23 protein-coding genes are annotated in these 17,227 nt (G+C 53.5%); 20 read left to right on the top strand and 3 right to left on the bottom strand.

What is annotated here, in order from left to right; translation table 11 throughout:
- Positions 1-3: 3 nt before the first annotated feature.
- A complete protein-coding gene (locus AC127K_RS14250; protein WP_483721062.1) occupies positions 4-231 on the bottom strand; it encodes a hypothetical protein in 228 nt (75 codons plus the stop codon).
- On the opposite strand from AC127K_RS14250, the gene pfkB reads away from it, so the two are divergent.
- On the top strand, positions 230-1,159 hold the full coding sequence (gene pfkB / locus AC127K_RS14245) for a 1-phosphofructokinase (protein WP_483721061.1): 930 nt from the start codon (positions 230-232) through the stop codon (positions 1,157-1,159). The genes AC127K_RS14250 and pfkB overlap by 2 nt on opposite strands.
- Before the next feature lie 125 nt (positions 1,160-1,284).
- Here pfkB and AC127K_RS14240 read toward each other — a convergent pair whose 3' ends face one another.
- Together AC127K_RS14240 and AC127K_RS14235 are read right to left on the bottom strand one after the other, a co-directional pair.
- Entirely contained in the window at positions 1,285-2,682 is a 1,398-nt protein-coding gene (locus AC127K_RS14240; protein WP_483721060.1) for an alanine/glycine:cation symporter family protein, read from the bottom strand.
- 228 nt (positions 2,683-2,910) lie between these two features.
- Positions 2,911-3,663 (bottom strand): hypothetical protein, encoded by a 753-nt coding sequence (locus AC127K_RS14235; protein ID WP_483721059.1) that lies wholly within the window; start codon positions 3,661-3,663, stop codon positions 2,911-2,913.
- Positions 3,664-3,845: 182 nt separating this feature from the next.
- Here AC127K_RS14235 and AC127K_RS14230 point away from each other — a divergent pair, with 182 nt between their 5' ends.
- The 19 genes from AC127K_RS14230 to AC127K_RS14140 all read left to right on the top strand — a co-directional run bounded on the left by AC127K_RS14230 (position 3,846) and on the right by AC127K_RS14140 (position 17,224).
- Entirely contained in the window at positions 3,846-4,736 is an 891-nt protein-coding gene (locus AC127K_RS14230; RefSeq protein WP_483721058.1) for an ATPase, T2SS/T4P/T4SS family, read from the top strand.
- On the top strand, positions 4,733-5,209 hold the full coding sequence (locus tag AC127K_RS14225; RefSeq protein ID WP_483721057.1) for a hypothetical protein: 477 nt from the start codon (positions 4,733-4,735) through the stop codon (positions 5,207-5,209). Before AC127K_RS14230 ends, AC127K_RS14225 begins: the two co-directional genes overlap by 4 nt.
- A gap of 38 nt (positions 5,210-5,247) precedes the next feature.
- Positions 5,248-5,442, top strand: coding sequence for a stage III sporulation protein AC (gene spoIIIAC / locus AC127K_RS14220; protein ID WP_204647906.1), 195 nt, complete (start codon positions 5,248-5,250; stop codon positions 5,440-5,442).
- A gap of 8 nt (positions 5,443-5,450) precedes the next feature.
- A complete protein-coding gene (locus AC127K_RS14215; protein ID WP_483721056.1) occupies positions 5,451-5,840 on the top strand; it encodes a SpoIIIAC/SpoIIIAD family protein in 390 nt (129 codons plus the stop codon).
- A 2-nt stretch (positions 5,841-5,842) separates the two neighbouring features.
- Positions 5,843-6,868 carry a stage III sporulation protein AE gene (locus AC127K_RS14210; RefSeq protein WP_483721055.1) on the top strand — a complete coding sequence of 342 codons (1,026 nt, stop codon included), beginning with the start codon at positions 5,843-5,845 and terminating at the stop codon, positions 6,866-6,868.
- A 5-nt stretch (positions 6,869-6,873) separates the two neighbouring features.
- Positions 6,874-7,311, top strand: coding sequence for a hypothetical protein (locus AC127K_RS14205; RefSeq protein WP_483721054.1), 438 nt, complete (start codon positions 6,874-6,876; stop codon positions 7,309-7,311).
- 1 nt (position 7,312) lies between these two features.
- A complete protein-coding gene (locus tag AC127K_RS14200) occupies positions 7,313-7,858 on the top strand; it encodes a stage III sporulation protein AG (RefSeq protein WP_483721053.1) in 546 nt (181 codons plus the stop codon).
- A 12-nt stretch (positions 7,859-7,870) separates the two neighbouring features.
- Positions 7,871-8,488, top strand: coding sequence for a SpoIIIAH-like family protein (locus AC127K_RS14195; protein ID WP_483721052.1), 618 nt, complete (start codon positions 7,871-7,873; stop codon positions 8,486-8,488).
- 109 nt (positions 8,489-8,597) lie between these two features.
- Positions 8,598-8,954: an Asp23/Gls24 family envelope stress response protein gene (locus tag AC127K_RS14190; RefSeq protein WP_294539855.1), complete on the top strand. Its 357-nt coding sequence runs from the start codon at positions 8,598-8,600 to the stop codon at positions 8,952-8,954.
- A 34-nt stretch (positions 8,955-8,988) separates the two neighbouring features.
- Positions 8,989-9,429, top strand: coding sequence for a transcription antitermination factor NusB (gene nusB, locus AC127K_RS14185; protein ID WP_483721051.1), 441 nt, complete (start codon positions 8,989-8,991; stop codon positions 9,427-9,429).
- Positions 9,423-10,370: a tRNA (adenosine(37)-N6)-threonylcarbamoyltransferase complex transferase subunit TsaD gene (locus AC127K_RS14180; RefSeq protein WP_483721050.1), complete on the top strand. Its 948-nt coding sequence runs from the start codon at positions 9,423-9,425 to the stop codon at positions 10,368-10,370. The genes nusB and AC127K_RS14180 overlap by 7 nt, the downstream gene beginning before the upstream one ends.
- Positions 10,349-11,569 carry an exodeoxyribonuclease VII large subunit gene (gene xseA / locus AC127K_RS14175; protein WP_483721049.1) on the top strand — a complete coding sequence of 407 codons (1,221 nt, stop codon included), beginning with the start codon at positions 10,349-10,351 and terminating at the stop codon, positions 11,567-11,569. The genes AC127K_RS14180 and xseA overlap by 22 nt, the downstream gene beginning before the upstream one ends.
- Positions 11,566-11,778, top strand: coding sequence for an exodeoxyribonuclease VII small subunit (gene xseB / locus AC127K_RS14170; protein WP_294539863.1), 213 nt, complete (start codon positions 11,566-11,568; stop codon positions 11,776-11,778). The genes xseA and xseB overlap by 4 nt, the downstream gene beginning before the upstream one ends.
- Positions 11,779-11,783: 5 nt before the next feature.
- A complete protein-coding gene (locus AC127K_RS14165; RefSeq protein ID WP_483721048.1) occupies positions 11,784-12,671 on the top strand; it encodes a polyprenyl synthetase family protein in 888 nt (295 codons plus the stop codon).
- Positions 12,672-12,716: 45 nt separating this feature from the next.
- Positions 12,717-13,184 carry a divergent PAP2 family protein gene (locus tag AC127K_RS14160; protein WP_483721047.1) on the top strand — a complete coding sequence of 156 codons (468 nt, stop codon included), beginning with the start codon at positions 12,717-12,719 and terminating at the stop codon, positions 13,182-13,184.
- An 11-nt stretch (positions 13,185-13,195) separates the two neighbouring features.
- Positions 13,196-15,073 (top strand): 1-deoxy-D-xylulose-5-phosphate synthase, encoded by a 1,878-nt coding sequence (dxs, locus tag AC127K_RS14155; RefSeq protein ID WP_483721046.1) that lies wholly within the window; start codon positions 13,196-13,198, stop codon positions 15,071-15,073.
- Entirely contained in the window at positions 15,070-15,888 is an 819-nt protein-coding gene (locus AC127K_RS14150; RefSeq protein WP_294539871.1) for a TlyA family RNA methyltransferase, read from the top strand. The genes dxs and AC127K_RS14150 overlap by 4 nt, the downstream gene beginning before the upstream one ends.
- Before the next feature lie 15 nt (positions 15,889-15,903).
- Positions 15,904-16,749, top strand: coding sequence for an NAD(+)/NADH kinase (locus AC127K_RS14145; RefSeq protein WP_483721045.1), 846 nt, complete (start codon positions 15,904-15,906; stop codon positions 16,747-16,749).
- Between the two features lie 10 nt (positions 16,750-16,759).
- Positions 16,760-17,224 carry an arginine repressor gene (locus AC127K_RS14140; protein ID WP_294539877.1) on the top strand — a complete coding sequence of 155 codons (465 nt, stop codon included), beginning with the start codon at positions 16,760-16,762 and terminating at the stop codon, positions 17,222-17,224.
- Positions 17,225-17,227: the final 3 nt, after the last annotated feature.

The raw sequence follows: 17,227 nt of genomic DNA, 5'->3' as shown, positions 1-17,227 counted from the left end.
TTCTTACATCAAAGCGAAGGCCTGACGGCCAAGTCCTTGTAAAGAATATCGCCAGGGGGATAAAAAGTCAAGTTGAAAAAGCTTCACTCTTGCGCTTTTTGCATTTTGCAGTCTCAGAAGAGTAACATTTTCATATTTGACAAGATTGTGTGGCTCTGGTATTGTTGGATTGAATCCACAAAAGGCAAAATCCGTATTTTCATGTTCAAACAGAAGGGGAATCGGAATCATGATTCACACGCTCACCTTGAATCCGGCACTGGATAAAACTGTTGTTATCCCGAATTTTCAGGTTGATACCGTCAACCGTATTGTTTCTCTGCGTCTGGATCCAGGCGGAAAAGGAATCAATGTCAGCAAAGTGATCAAAAAAATGGGAGGAACCAGCCGCGCCACCGCGTTGCTGGGCGGCAGCAGCGGGCAGCAAATTAGCCGGATGCTGGAACAGCTTGGAATCCAGGTAGATTATGTAGAAATCCCCGGCCAGACGCGTACCAATCTGAAAATCATAGACCCTGTCCAGGGGACCAACACCGATATCAACGAACCCGGCCCCGAACTGTCCGCAGAACAGGCCAACTTCGTCTTTTCCCATTTTGTCCGACAACTGCACCCCAATGACATTGTAGTCCTGGCTGGCAGCGTTCCAAAGGGGGCTCAGCCGGATATCTATGCCCAATATGTCGAAAAATGCCGGGAGCTTGGCGCAAAAGTATTTCTGGATGCTGATGGGGAACTTCTTGCAAAAGGCATCCGCGCCACGCCCTATCTGGTAAAGCCTAACCGGGATGAGCTGAGCCGGCTCGTAAAGCGTCCTCTGCAAACGTTGGAAGAAATCAAAGCGGCTGCCTGCTCTTTGCTGCAGGATGGCATCCAGAAAGTCGTGGTCAGTTTGGGAGGGCAGGGTGCGATGTATGTCGCAAAAGATACATGCCTGTATGCGCCCGCGCTCTCTGTTCCAGTTGGCAGCACTGTGGGCGCCGGTGACAGTGTAGTCGCCGCATTGGCGCTGGCGGAGGAGCAGGTACTTTCACCTGAAGACACCCTCAAACTTGCCACCGCCACCGGAGCCGCCAACGTAATGTGCAGCGGTACACAGGCGGCAGACATGGAGCAGATCCAGGTATTACTGCCAAAGGTACGTTGTCAATTGCTGTGATTTTTTATTGTTACAATTAAGTACATTTCTGGTAAAAAGAGTATCTTACAAAATTCCCGCCTGTATAGGAGAGTCGCACTCCCATCACAGGCGGGAATTTTTACTTTACTACAGCAAGAAAATTCTTATTGCACTTTTTGCCCTATGACATTCTTTTCGTAATCCTGTAGAGCTGCCAGCGCTTCGGGCGCAAGAGGGAACAGCGCAATCATATTGAATATGGTCATTAGACCGACACCGATATCTCCCAGATCCCAAACAAATTGATAGGCGGCCAGTCCGCCGACAAACAACATTACCAAGGCCAGAATCTTATACAATGTCTGGGACAGCCAGTTATCTCCGAACAGATAGGCTACATTTGATCGCGCATAAAACAGAATTCCCAGGAAGGTGGACAGACTGAACAGAAGCAGAATCACCGCGATAAAGATTACGCCAAACTCACCCAAATGATATCGCATGGCTGTCTGAAGCAGATCCATGCCTTCCAAATCGCTGGTCAGCGACTCCGGGGTAAGAAGCATGATCATCGCCGAGCAGCTGCAAATCACAATGGTATCAATAAAAACCCCCAGCGCCTGCAAAAGCCCCACTTTGGCCGGGTGGCTTGCCTGCGCCGCAGCGGCCGCGCAGGGGGAAGATCCGGAGCCGGCTTCGTTGGAGAACAGTCCCCGTTTAGCTCCGTTCATAATGACAACTCCGATCCCACCACTTACAACCTGGCGGAATCCAAATGCTTCGGAGAAAATACGTACAAAAACCGCCGGCAGTTGTCCGGCATTTTTCAGAATGATAAAGATTGTAATAAAGAAATAGCAGGCAGCCATAATCGGCACTATGACATCCAGTACCTTTACGGTTGCATTTTTTCGCAGAACGATAACGCCCGCCACGATCACAAGCGCGATTGCCGTATAAAGCGGCGGGATGTGGAACGCATTCTGAAAGGAAGAGGTAATAGAATTGCTGGTCACCTGACTGATCCCACACCAGCACATAAGCCCTGACAGAGCAAATAAAGAGGCTATGACAGACCGCTTTTTTCGGCTTTCCTTTTTTACGAACAGATGATGCAGATAATAGGCCGGCCCTCCGCGGTATCCACCATACAAAGGATCCTTTTCCTTATAGATTTGCGCCAGGGTAGATTCCACAAACGCTGTAGATGACCCCAGCAAAGCCAATATCCACATCCAGAACACAGCACCAGCGCCCCCGGCGGAAATAGCTGCAACCACACCTACCAGATTGCCCATGCCGACACGACAGGCAGTAGAAACAATCAGTGCCTGCACACCGGAAATTGCATCGCTGCCATCTTTTTTGTTCTTTTCCAGAGTGACTTTCATCATTTCCGGAAACAGCCTGAAAGGAAGAAAGTGTGTGCGTACCGTAAAATACAGCCCCGCCGGGACCAGGATCAGCACCAGAAGCGAAAGTCCTAACACACTGCCACCCGGCAACGGTATACGGATCAGATCTTCCCAAAGAATATTATAGATTGCCTTAAAAAGAGCCATATCGGCAGTCCTCAATCTTTCATCAACATTCTTGTCTGCGTCTCGGGCTTTTCAAGCAAGCGGCAAAGCAATCCTGCAAAACGTTGTTCCGGGGATATCACGCAAGGAAAAATGCTGCTCTGTTTTCTTGTAATCAGACAGACTTTCAGCGGCCATTTGCCCTGTTATCGAGACTTTCCTTTTTATTATACAGTATGTTCAAAAGTATGCAACCCCCTCAGCCTTTCTTTACCACTCTCTTTTGCTTACAGCGCAGTGAAGTACTTCTTTGCTTTCCGGCAAAAATTCTTGTATAAAATTCTGGGCTTGTTCATCATCCGAAAGAAGCACGACAAAAATATCAGCAAATACTTCTGTCTGCCGTTTTTCAAGGTCGGACATATAGTTTTCGTCATGCCGCCAATAGGGAACACCGGAAGTGTTATAACTGGCAATCAGCGTGTTGGTCATGGCTGTATCCTGATAAAAAACGGAAAAGAGAATATCGCTGATTGCCAGATTGCGGTAAGTCTCGGCTTCAAACAAATCTTGTGCCTGAAAGGATTCCTGCATGCGTGCACAATCCAGGGCATATGCTTGAGAAAAGGTCTCTCCCCGGGAAAAATACCCTGATTCTTCACCATTCAAGTATCGATCCAGTGCATGTCCGAATTCATGCACGGCTTCCGCCGAATCTGTCAGCAGCGCTTTCTCTGTCAAATACACAATATTTTCCTGGGGATTGTAGCGGCTTGAATCTCCATTTTCGATAAAGCACACGCCGGTATTGTTCTTCACAAAAGCGTAAGCCTGCCTGCACAGTGGGTCGCTGTCCGGACCTGCATAAGCAACCTTATAGGGGCTTATAGAGGTGAAGCCCGCCAGCAGGGCAGAAGCAACCGCCCCACTGTTGCGATGTGTATAAAGATAGAGATAAAAGCTTCCGGTGACAGCTGCTGCCAAAAATAGAAGCAGCAAAAATAGTCTGGCAACACGTTTCATTTCGGAACTCCCTGTGGAAAAAGCCGTAAAACAAACTCCTGGGTAGTGTGCCGGATTCAGGTTTGTTTATTCTTGTTTGCTATCACAGTCTATGCCTGCCAGAATCGGGATGTACAGCTCTTTGAGAACCAGGTTCTATGTGGCCTGCCCCTATCATACAGTGATGGTGTGAGGTGAAAGGAATGGACGAGTATTATACTGTTATCCAAGGGCTGCCCGCTGAGATAAAGACCGAACTGATGCGGCTTCCGTCAGCCAAAGCCAGGACTGTGCAAGAAATACGTCTTCGTCTCCACCAGCCGCTTCAGTTTACCATCGGAGGCCGGCTGGTTCCGGCGCAGCTTTTCCTTCCGCAGGCCGCTGCACTCCGCCGGCTCACACCAGATATCTTGCAGAAGTGCTTTCTTGCCTTGTGCGGCCACAGTGCATACGCATATGAGAAGGAACTGGCCTGTGGATATTTCACAACCGACACAGGAAGCCGCGTGGGCGTGGCCGGTCTGTGTGCGCAGGACGGATTTGCCGTTGTACGGGCTCTCAACCTTCGGGTAGCACGATGGGTGACCTGTCCGCTCCCATCCCGTGTTCAACAGGCCGTCCAACGGCTTGAGGGCGGTATCCTGGTAGCCGGTGTTCCCGGAAGCGGGAAAACCACATTTTTGCGCAGCCTTATCATGGAGCTGACAAGATGGGATCGCATTTTTTGTGTGGTGGACGAGCGGGGAGAGCTGGTTCCGCAAAGTTTCACCCATGGGGCAGACGCGCCAGACCTGAATTGTGACGTATATACACGGGTGGACCGCGCAGCCGGAATCAATATGGCTCTGCGCTGCATGAACCCGCAGGCCATTGTATGCGATGAGCTGGGAACAGCAGCTGATGCATCCGCCTTGGAAGCAGGTCTTGCTTCCGGCGTCGTCTTCCTGGCCTCGGTTCATTGCGATACTCCGGAACATCTGTACCAAAAACCTCAGCTGGCCCGCCTGCTCAAAACCGGAGCTTTTTCTCTGGCAGTCTTTTTATCCGGCCGGGACAAGCCGGGTCAGGTAACGCGTATGGTGAATTTGTCATGACAAATCTTTTCTTAAAGTTTCTGGGCGGCGGGTTGCTGATCTTGTGCAGCGGTGGAATAGGCTGGACCTCCGCCTGCCGAAAAAGGGAAATCGCACGCAAAATTTCCGATTTTGAGCGTTTTCTTCAATATGTATTAGAATCCATCCAGTTCCGAAGTCTACCGGGAGCAGTTGTCCTGCATATGGCGTCACAGCGTACTGATTTTGCCGCCTTTTGTGCCGGCCCTGTCTCCACTTTTTCTCAGGTCAGGCCTCCTGATTGTCTGGATCAGGACCTTACAAGGGAACTTCGTGACGGGCTGCGGACGTTGGAGACTGCTCCGCACCAAAACGCATGTGATACCCTGGCCCACATGAATGAGATGTGCCGTCATGCCGGCCAGCAGGCACAGGACGCCGCCGATCGCGCTCTGCGTCTTTACCCTCGCATGGGGGCTTGCCTGGGAATGCTGGCTGCCATTGTGCTGGCTTGACCGCCCAGGCCGTACTTACTATGGAGGAACTCCCCAAAATGGATATTGATCTGGTTTTCAAGATCGCAGCAATCGGCATCATTGTGGCGGTGCTGAACCAGCTGCTGATCCGTTCCGGACGGGAAGATCAGGCCATGATGACAACTCTGGCCGGTCTGATCGTGGTACTTACCATGTTGGTGCGGCAGATCAGTGACTTGTTTGTGCTGATCAAGGCACTGTTCGATTTGTGATATGAACTATGCTGATCATAAAAATTGCAGCGCTGGTCCTGGCCGGCGGGCTGCTGGTCCTGACGCTGAAAAAAGAACAGCCGGCCTTCGCTTTTTTGCTCTCCGTCTGCGGTGCCAGCGCCGTTCTGGTCCTTGCCTTCCGCCAGATCGAACCTCTTCTTGCATTCATCGAGACGCTCACGGCCTATACCGTTTTGTCGGACGGCCAAAATTTCGGATGCGTGCTGCAGGTACTGGGGATTGCTCTTGTAGCTCAATTCGCTGCGGATTTATGTCGGGAATCCGGAATGAATGCTGCAGCCAGCGCCGTGGAGTTATCCGGACGCATGCTGGCCATGCTGCAGGCACTCCCGCTGCTGCAAAGCTTGGTCGGTTCTTTGTCCTATTTTCTGGGATAACGTTGGCTGCCCTGCTAATATCTCCGGAAATTTTGGCGGCAGAAGCACCAGGGAATCCCGCAGATTACGCAGATCAGGCGCGGGACACGCTTTCTCAGGTACTTCAATGGAACCTTTCTTCCCTCTGGGAAATGCTCGCAAATGCCGTGCAGAACGCTTTTGGCGCCCCTGTAAGGCTGGCGGTTCAGTCCATAACCTTCTTGTTGCTTTCCTGTGCCGCCAGCCTTCTGGTCACCCAAGGGGGCTGGAAAAAATGTATAGATGCCGTTTCTGTATTGGGTTTCGGTGCCATCAGTCTGGCAGGTATGATGGATCTTGTCTCCCTTGTGGGGCAAACAGCACAGGAATGTCAGACCTATCTGATCGGCTTTATCCCTGTCTATAGCGCGGCAGCCATTGCAGGCGGGCAAACCGGAGGTGCTGCCGTGTACAGCACGATGTTTTATGCCATGTCCGGTTTCCTTTCAGGCGCCATTCGTTCCGTGCTGATGCCGGTGATGCAAATATATTTCTGCTTTGGCATTTCTGCTGCCGTCTGGGGCAACACGGGAATCGCCGAGGCCGCTTCACTGTTTGCCAAATGCCTTTCCTGGCTGTTGAAATTATGTGCCGCTTTGTTCAGTTTTGTGCTTGGGCTGCAGAATATTCTGGCCGGCAGTGTGGATAATGCTGCCATCCGAATGGGACGCGGCGTTCTGAGCGGGGCTATCCCGGTAGTTGGTGATGCAGCCGCGGCTGCCTTGACAGGAGCGATCAGTGCCGTACAGATGCTGAAGGGGTCCCTGGCCCTGACCGCCGTTCTGGCTCTGACTGGATTGTTTCTGCCGGTATTTTTGCGCTGCCTTCTCTTTTATCTGAGCTTTTCTTTGGCCGGAATCGTTGCCGCCGGAAGCGGACAACAGCAATGCTGGCAGATCTGCCGCAGTTTTGCCCAGGGTGCCAGACTCTGCGGTTCTATCCTGACTCTTTACTTTTTTATGGTGTTTCTGTCCACTGCACTGCTTCTGCTCACGGGAACGGGGGGATAAACGATATGCAGACGCTCCGTCATATGGCTTTGGGAATCTGTCTGCTTTGTGCCGCAGCAGGTATGATCCGTATTTTTTGGCCGGACAATCAGTTCAAGCCGGTCATAAATACCGTTTTATTGCTATATATTCTAACGTCGGTACTGCAAGCCGGAACCGGAACAGATTGGGGGGCTGTTGCAGACGGAATCAGTGATTTCAGCAGTCCGCAAGTCTCACCGGCAGATATCACCGCTTATCAGGAGCAACTGGGGCGCGACGTATCTGTTCAGGCATTGGAAGACCTGTTTCTGCAAAAGGGAATCGGCGCCGGCTTTGAATGGGAAAACGACACGCTGCATATAAAATTGCGCGAAGAAACAGACCTTTCTGCCGCTCAGGAGTTGCTGAAGGAAAACAGCGGCACACTGGCATATGTGCTTGAGACGGAAGGGGGACGCTAAAATGCCGGCTTTCTGGAAAGAAACCATTGGACACGGGCTGGACCTTTTGCGAAATCAGCTGCACGGAGAACGTACCCGCCTGAACTTACTGGTAGCAGCCGGCCTGATCGGCATGGTTTTGCTGTGTCTGTCGGAATGGATTCCCACCCCTTCCAAGGCGGAGGCTTCCCTGGCACAAGACCAGGCTGCAGAACAGGAAGATTGGGCGGGATATGCCGCCGAGCTGGAGCAGCGCCTGAAAGGGTTGATTGAAACGGTGGAGGGAGCAGGGGAATGCAACGTCATGGTAACGCTCGCCGCCAGCGAACAAACCGTTTACGCCACCGATACCGAACAGGGAGAGACCACCAGCCGCAGCGAGCACGTGCTGCTGGGTGAGGAAGCCCTTATAGAAAGCATTACCTGTCCCGCCATCCAGGGTGTTGCCATTGTCTGCGAAGGCGGAGACGACATTCACGTCCAAAATACTGTTACTGAACTGGTCCGGGCATTGACCGGGATCGGGGCAAATCATATCACCGTCACAAAAATGGTCACAGCGCAATAAAGGAGGCAATGTATGATGAAACTGCAACACAAAGGCCGCGGCGTGACCCTGGCCACGCTGGTGCTCGCTTTGGGGGCGGCTGTTTATATGAACTGGAATTTTGCCAAAAGCGCGCCTCAGGCTGTGAGCACTGAATCGGAAGCAGCGGCGGTTTCGGCCCAGGCTGATACCACCGCGGTATATGACCCTTTGACCGATGAACTGCCTGCCGAAGAGACCGCCAACAAAAACTACGGGGAAGCCCAGCTGGTCAGCGCCAGTCAGGACACCGGCACCGAATTTTTCGACACCGCCCGCATGGTCCGGACCAAAGCCCGTGATGAGGCGCTGGATTCCATTCAGAAAACGCTGAAGAATACCAGTCTCAGTGAAGAAGAAAAGGAAAAACTCACCGAAGAACTGGAAATGCAGGTCAGCAACATTACTTCCGAAACCAGTCTGGAGAGCAAAATCAAGGCCAAAGGATTTGCCGACTGCGTTGTGACGCTTGGAGTCGGCCGCGCCGATGTAACCGTCATGACCGAAAACGATGCCCTGACCGCCGATGAGGTGACGCAGATCCGGGATGTACTGCTGACCAGCTGCAAAGACCTGACAGCTCAGGACATCACCATCACCGAAGTGAAGTAAAAGGCTGCCCGATATTTACAAAAAAAGTTTTCTATGGTATAGTATGTTTAATTAAACAATGAATATCGGAGCATGTTCCAAACGCTCCGCATAACAGGAGGTAAGACCCATGGATGTGCGCAATACCGTGGCGGGCAGCCTGCAGATATCGACCGATGTAATTGCCAAAATCGCCAGCGTTGCTGCACTGGAAGTGGACGGCGTGGATTCCGTTTCTTCCGGCAATATGCAGAGTGTGCGCGGGCTTCTGAGCAAGACCAGCCTGCACAAGCCCGTTTCTGTCGAGATGGAAGATGGTGTTGCCATGGTCACCCTGCACATCATTGCCAAGTATGGCTGCAAGATCATGTCCGTGAGCAAAAAGGTGCAGGAAAACGTCAAGCAGACCATCCAGAATATGTGCGGCATCACGGTGTCCCGCGTGGACGTGATCGTCTGCGGTCTGGCTGAAGAGGCCGAAGCCTGATAAAATCAAAACGGAAAGTTAGGAAACAGAAAACATGACCCAACAATCATTGACCCGACGCGAATCCCGCGAAAACGCCTTCCTGGCCGCTTTTGCCGCCACTTTTCACATTGATCTGCTGCAGGATACCCTGCAGGCCGGCGGAGAAAGCGGCGAATTGACAATGGACGACTTTTCCAAGCGTCTGTTGAACGATTGGTCTGCCCACAGTGATGAAATTGATGAGATGATTGCTTCCCATCTGAAAGGCTGGACCTTGTCTCGTCTGCCGCGTGTCAGCCTGACCGCCATGCGTATTTGTTTGGCCGAGATGCTGTATGGTGAGGAAAAGAAGCCCGCCGTCGCTATCAATGAAGCCGTGGAACTTGTCAAGAAATATGGTGCCGATAATGACCATCAGTTTGTCAACGGTCTGCTGGGGTCCGTTGCACGGGAAAAGGGTCTGGTGCCGGAATCCGAAGGCGAAACATGCTGATTCTCGGGTTTGATACAAGCAACTATGCAACCTCTCTGGCAGTTTTCAATGCAACAGCCGGAGAGGTTGTTTGTGATTGCAAGCGCTTTTTGCCGGTAAAAAACGGGCAATTGGGTCTGCGTCAAAGCGATGCGGTGTTTCATCACACCGCCGCCCTGCCCCAACTGATGCAGACGATAGCTGACAAAGTAGATCTGACACAGATCGGCGCGGTAGGTGTCTCTGCCCGCCCGCGTGATGCGGAAGGTTCCTATATGCCTTGTTTCCTGACAGGTGTCAGTGCGGCCACGTCTTTCGCCTTGGCCCGCGGCATCCCGCTGGTGCAAACCACCCATCAGCAAGGACATGCGGCAGCGGCGATGTTTGCGGCTGCCGGCCCGGAACTGTTTGGGCGGGAATTGCTGATCTTTCACGTCTCCGGTGGGACAACCGACCTGCTGCACTGCGATGCGGCAGGTCATTTGGAATGTCTTGGCACATCCAACGATCTGTACGCAGGGCAGGCGGTAGACCGCCTGGGTGTGCGGCTGGGATATGGATTCCCCGCTGGCGTACAAGTCAGTGAATTGGCTGCTCGGTGTTCCGAAAACGTTCGCCCGAAATTCAGTGTACAGGGAATGAACTGCAGTCTGTCCGGTCTGCAAAATCAATGTGAACGTTTGCTGGCCGAGGGCCATCCCGCTGAATACGTCTGCAAGTACTGCCTGTTGTGCATTGCCGAGACTCTTCGCCGTATGTGCATGGCAGCCAGAACGCAGTATCCCAATCTGCCGGTGGTCTTTGCCGGAGGTGTGATGAGCAGCGACCTTGTCCGCCAGTATATAACCCATCGGATTCCGCATGCGTATTTCGTCCCAGGCAAGTTTGCCTCCGACAATGCCATCGGCGTATCGATTCTGGCTGCCAGGGAGGTGGGGGCATGGCCGAATACATCCGTGTAAGTGCCCTGAATGCTCTGGCCCGCCGGGTGCTGGAAACCTGCGATCCGCTGAACAATCTGATTGTCTGCGGCGAAATCTCCAATTTCACCCGGCACAGCAAAAGCGGCCATCTTTATTTTACTTTGAAGGATGAGCAGTCCAGTGTAAAGACTGTTATGTTCCGGGACAAGGCCCGCCTTTTGGGATTTGCTCCGCAGAATGGAATGCTGGTTCTGGTATATGGTCGTGCCACTTTGTATGAGCGGGACGGTGCCTTACAGGTTTATGCCGAGTATATGCGCCCCTTCGGAGCGGGGGCGGCACAAATGGCTTTCGATGCATTGCGCAAGAAGCTGGAAGCGGAAGGTCTGTTTGATCCTGCGCGGAAGCGTCCGTTGCCGCCCATGCCTCGCTGCATCGGAGTGGTCACCTCCAAGACCGGCGCTGCCTTGCAGGATGTCTGTCACGTGATCGATCGGCGCTGGCCGCTGACAAAGCTGTTGCTGGCCCCCGTCAATGTTCAGGGGCTGGAGGCCGAACAGAGCATTCTGGACGGTATTCATGCTTTGGATGCCGACACACGTCCCGACCTGATTCTGGTAACCCGGGGCGGCGGGAGCAAGGAGGACCTGTGGGTATTTAACAGCGAACGAATCGCCCGTGCTGTCAGTCAATGCAGCAAACCCGTTGTTTCTGCCGTGGGACACGAAATTGACTACACCATCCTGGACTATGTGGCTGATCTCCGGGCCCCAACCCCGTCGGCCGCGGCGGAAGTCTGTGTGCCGGATATCCGCCAGGTTCGACAGAATTTATTCATTCTTAGACAAAATATTCAAAAAAATATGCAGTCACGCCTCCAAATGTGTTATAATAATCTTAATGTCTTGGCCCCTCAGCGTGCGCTGGCGGCGCAAAAGGCAGCGTTGGAGGGACGCGCAAAGGCTCTGCAAGATGTGGCAGAGGCCGTAAAAAGCGCAAATATCACCCAGATGCGTCAAAAAGATCTCGCCTTGCGCACAGCCGCAGCAATGGCGGAGTCCCTGAGTCCATATGGTGTTTTGGCCCGTGGTTATACGATTGTCCGCGACAAAAGCGGTCACTGCCGTTTTGTAGGGCAATTGAAATCCGGCCAGTGCATCACCATACAAGGCGCAGATGCCGCAGCCAGCTGTACCGTCAATCAAGTTGATTCCTTTTCCCCGGAGGAGACCTCATGAGAACACCCAAAAATTTTGAGGATGGGCTTGCCCGCCTTCAGGAGATTCTGCGCCAGATGCAGGATGAAACAACTACCCTGGATAAATCCGTCAAACTGTACGCCGAAGCTGCTCAGCTGATTGCGTACTGCAACAACACATTGGATCAGGCAAAGCTGCAGATTGAAGAGATTGATGCAGCGTCTGCCAAAGAAACCGCAGGGGAGTGAGCAATATGCAGAGTACCGACTATCAGGCACAGTATCAGGCATATACCACTGCGGTGGAGCAGCGCCTGCACGTGCTGTGTGACCAGTATCTCCCGGAGAAGGCCCGTATTGGTCAGGCTGCCCGCTACAGCTTGCTGGGGGGCGGCAAACGTGTGCGTGCGGCCCTTACGCTGGCGTCCTGTGCTGTTGCCGGCAAGGATCCGATGCTTGCGTTGGACTACGCCTGCGCACTGGAAATGCTGCACTGTTATTCTCTCATCCATGACGACTTGCCTTGCATGGACAATGATGACACCCGCCGGGGGCGTCCGAGCTGCCATTGCCAGTTCGATGAAGCCACCGCTTTGTTGGCTGCTGACGCTCTTGTGACCGCCGCTTTTGAGGTCATTGCCAACGCGGATCTCTGTGCTGAGAGTCGTGTCCGGGCGGCAGCTTATCTTGCTGCAGGCGGCGGCGCACGCGGCATGTTGTATGGGCAGGAACTGGACAAGAAGTATGAGCATGAGCGTGCCGGAGAAGAGGAGCTTCTGGCTTTGCATCGCCATAAAACCGGTGCCTTGATTGTGGCTGCAGCCGAGCTGGGCTGCATTGCAGCGGATGCTGGACCGGAAGTGTGCCATGCCTTGACCCGGTATGCAGCCGGTGTGGGCCTTGTGTTCCAGATTGTAGATGATATTCTGGATGTAACATCCACCACAGAAGAGCTGGGCAAGCCCGTCGGCAGTGATGAAGCCAACGACAAAACCACTTTTGTCACACTGTACGGCTTGGGCGGCGCACAGGAACTGGCAAGACAAAACAACGAAGATTCGCTGCAGGCGTTGGACACGCTGGGTCCCGATGCCTGGTTTCTGCGTGAACTGGCGCAGCAGCTTTTGCAGCGCAGAAAATAAGGCGGCCTGCCCGGGCCCGCCGACGCCGTAAGGAGTTGGAACCGTATGACTTTACTGAAAGAGGCTCTGAGCTGGAACTACGTACTTGTAACCGCATTGCTCAGTTCCTTTTCCGCCCAGATGATCAAGGTGATTCTGAACCTGATCATTGTGGGCAAGTTTATACCGGAACGCATGTGGGGTGCCGGCGGCATGCCCAGCGCCCATTCCGCTACCGTTTGTGCCATGGTTGTGGCTACCGGCCGGTACTGTGGCATTCACTCGACCCTTTTTGCCATCGCGTTGATCGTGTCCATCATCGTCATGTACGATGCTATGGGGGTACGGCGCGAAACAGGGGAGCAGGCCAAGGTCCTGAACCATCTTCTCAGTGAATGGATGGACCAGGAATCCGAAATCTGGCCGATTCTGGGTCATAAAAAGCTCAAGGAAATGGTGGGCCACACCCCCATCCAGGTCGTGACAGGGGCTGTTTTTGGTTGCCTGATCGGTTTTGTCATGCCCATGGTGTAACGAGGTGTACGATGATGAAATATCCTTTGCTGGATCAAATCAAGCAAACAGGGGATGTCAAAAAACTGGCAGCGCAGGATTTGCCTGCACTGTGCACCGATATCCGCAACTTTTTGATTGAGAGCGTATCCGCCACCGGCGGTCATCTTTCGTCCAACCTGGGTGTGGTGGAATTGACGGTGGCATTGCATCGCGTTCTCACCTTGCCCCGGGACAAGATTCTCTTTGACGTAGGGCACCAATGCTACACTCATAAACTTCTTACCGGTCGCCGCGCCGGCTTTGCCGAACTGCGCCAGAAGGATGGACTTTCCGGCTTTCCCAGTCCAAAAGAAAGCATTTGCGATACCTTTGTTGCCGGACATGGCAGTACGGCGCTTTCCACGGCCATCGGTGTGGCGCGCGCCAAAAAGATCAAAGGAGAGCCCGGAAAAGTCATTGCCATTATCGGCGACGGTGCTTTTACCGGCGGTATGGTCTATGAGGGCATGAACAATGTAAGCATGCTCAACAACCTGATCGTGGTACTCAACGATAACAAGATGTCCATCTCCAAGAATGTCGGACAAATGGCCAATTATCTGACCAAACTGCGCACCGACCCCAAATATTTTCATGCCAAAGCCCAGATGGAAAACATGCTGGAAGGAATCCCTGTGGTGGGCAGCGGTGTAGTCAAGGCTTTGCAAGGCGGCAAACAGCTGATTCGCCGCGGCATCTACCATTCTACAATGTTTGAGGAAATGGGCTTTCAGTATGTCGGTCCGGTGGACGGACATGACGTGCTGGAACTGACCCGCCTGTTCGGCAACCTGCAGGAGCAGTATGCCCCGGTCTTTCTGCATGTGGTGACCCAGAAAGGGAAAGGCCTGAAACCGGCGGAGGATAATCCCGGCGAGTTTCACAGTGTTTCTGCTTTTGATCTGAATCATCTGACCAACCCGGAAATGTCGCCCAGCGACTCTTTTTCCACCTGTTTCGGTACTGAATTGAGCCGGCTTGCCAATGAGGAAACCCGGCTGTGCGCCATTACAGCAGCCATGAAGTACGGCACCGGTCTGAACTTTTTCAAAAAGGCCCATCCGGACCGTTTCTTTGACGTGGGTATGGCAGAGGAGCATGCCGTGACTTTTGCGGCAGGACTTGCCAGCCAGGGCTTGCTGCCGGTTGTGGCCATCTATTCCACCTTCTTCCAGCGCGCTTACGACCAGATGATCCATGATGTGAGTCTGATGCGTCTGAATGTGCTGTTTGCTGTGGACCGCGCCGGATTGGTTCCTGGCGACGGCGAGACCCATCAGGGCATCTACGACCCCGGTTACTTCAGCCAGATCGGCATCCCCACTTACTCGCCTGCGAACTATGCAGAGCTGCGTTTCTGGCTGGATAAACTGGTGCATGAACCTCGCGGCCCGCGGGCCATACGTTATGCCCGCGGCAAGGAAAGCCCTGCTTTGGCATCCCTTGCCTGCAGTGGCCATCCCTTTGATTTCATTCACACATCTCCCGATGCGCATATCGTTCTGGTAAGCTACGGCTCCGAGAGCGAGGAGATCCTGGCAGCCGCTGACCTGCTGGCACAGCAGGGAATCTCCGCAGACTGCTGCAAGTTGGTCCAGATCCATCCGCTGCCTCAGGGACTTTACGAAGCGCTGCAAAAGTATGATACCATCCTGTTTGCCGAGGAAGCCGTACTGACCGGCGGCATCGGCCAGCAGCTCTCTTTCGCCATGCAGCAGCTCAGCTGGACAGGCCGGTTCCTGGTCCATGCAGTCGATAATACCCATCTGCTGCACGCCAATGTGCCACAGCTTCGCCGTGACCAGGCGTTGGATGCGGCATCGCTGGTATATGCGATCCAACAGGCAGGAAAGGCGGTACAAGATTGAAAATTCGTCTCGATCAATATCTTTGCCAAAATGGCTACGCCCAAAGTCGTGAACGGGCCAAGGCGCTCATCATGTCCGGCATCGTTTTTGTAAATGAACAAAAGGTCGATAAAGCCGGAGAAATGATCAAGGAAGATGCCAAGGTAGAAGTCCGTGGCCACGATATCGGCTATGTCAGCCGCGGCGGTCTCAAGCTGGAAAAGGCCATGCAGGTTTTTCCCATGCATCCGGACAACAAGGTCTGCATGGACATCGGTGCCTCTACCGGCGGCTTTACTGACTGTATGCTGAAAAACGGTGCTGTCAAAGTCTATGCCGTGGATGTCGGATATGGTCAGCTGGCCTGGAGCCTGCGCACAGATGACCGCGTAGTCAATATGGAACGCACCAACATCCGCAACGTGACTCCTGAAGATCTGGCAGACCCCATTGCTTTTTTCAGCGTGGATGTCTCGTTTATTTCTTTGAAGCATATTTTCCCGGTGGCAGATGCCATCTGCACGCCGGACGCCTGTGGCGTTTGTCTGGTCAAGCCCCAGTTCGAGGCAGGACGGGAAAAGGTCGGCAAAAAAGGGGTTGTCCGGGAATCGGAAACGCACCGGGAAGTACTGTACATGGCCCAGGAATACGCATTGCAGAATCACTTCACTGCGGCAGGGCTGGATTTTTCGCCGATCAAGGGTCCGGAAGGCAACATTGAATTTTTGCTGTTTGTGCGTCATGATCCCGCCCCCAAGCCCTTGCCTGATGGGCTGATTGAGCAAACTGTGGCGGCCGCTCACGCGGCACTGGACAAGGCTCCCAACCTTCACTGATCTGAGGATATGAACATGGCAGTTCTGCTGTACTCCAACCGAACCAAAGATGCCAAGTTGACCGTGACCAAGCGTGTAGCTCGCCTGCTGCAAGACCTGGGTGTCGATCTTTTGGCCTTGCCCGACCTGAAGCCGGAGCTGGAAAAAACCAGGATCACGTTTCTGCCGCAGGAAGAAGCTTTTGCCCAGGCAGATCAGGTTCTGACTGTCGGAGGGGATGGCACCCTTCTGCAGGCGGCTCCTTTTTGCCTGCAGGCCGGCAAGCCGGTACTGGGAGTCAATCTGGGCCGGACCGGCTTTCTGGCAACTTGCGAAGTAAGTGAGCTGCCGGAAAAGCTGGCACGTCTGGCCGCAGGAAACTTTTCGGTGGTGTCCCGCTCCTTTCTGACCGCCACAACGTCCGACGGACAGTGGCAGAAAATTGCCATGAATGACATCGTGGTATTTGGTACATCCCGTTTGCATCCTTCCGATTTTACGGTGTACTGCGACGGAGTCGCTGTCAGCCGATTCCGTGGGGATGGCTTGATCGTAGCCACGCCAACAGGTTCCACCGCATATTCGTTTTCTGCCGGCGGCCCGATTCTTGATGCGGAAGCCCCGGTCATGGTCCTTACCCCTATCTGTGCTCATGGTGTCCGCAATGCTCCCATCGTTTTTTCCTCCGGGCGCACCTTGCGGATTCTTGTAGTGGCACAAAACCGTTCCACCGCTACCGTCTGTGCCGACAGTCAGGCACCCTGCCTGCTTCCGCCGGGTTCCTCGGTGGAAATTCGTACGGCACCGCAAAAACTCGGTTTAATAGAATTCAACCGGGAAGAACAGTTCCGCGCCATAGAAACCAAGCTGATGAGGAGATGAGCCAACTATTATGAAAAGTGCACGCCATCAGGCTATTTTGCATCTGATTGAAAAATATCCCATTGACCGGCAGGAAGATCTCCTGGCACATTTGCGCCAAGAAGGTTTCGATGTGACACAAGCCACTGTGTCGCGGGATATCCGGGAGTTGAGGCTCATCAAGACCGCTTCCGGCGATGGTACCTATCGCTACATGGCCGCCACCGGGAACGGCAAAACAGCCCATTCTGCCAGCCGGTTCGAAACCATCTTCCGGGAATCGGTCATTGGTGTGGACTATGCCGGCCATATGGTTCTGGTCAAGTGCTTTTCCGGCATGGCCAACGCCGCCTGTGAAGTCTTTGATTCCCGCACCTGGGATAAGGTGGTGGGAACCCTTTCCGGGGATGATACCTTCTTTATTCTGATGCGTTCGGAAGAAGCCGCTGCCGATATCTGCCGTCAGCTTCAGCAGTACACCGCACACCGTACTTGAGCA

This window comes from Subdoligranulum sp. DSM 23681 (genome assembly GCF_057005535.1).
This window is presented reverse-complemented; position numbering and strand designations above follow the sequence as displayed.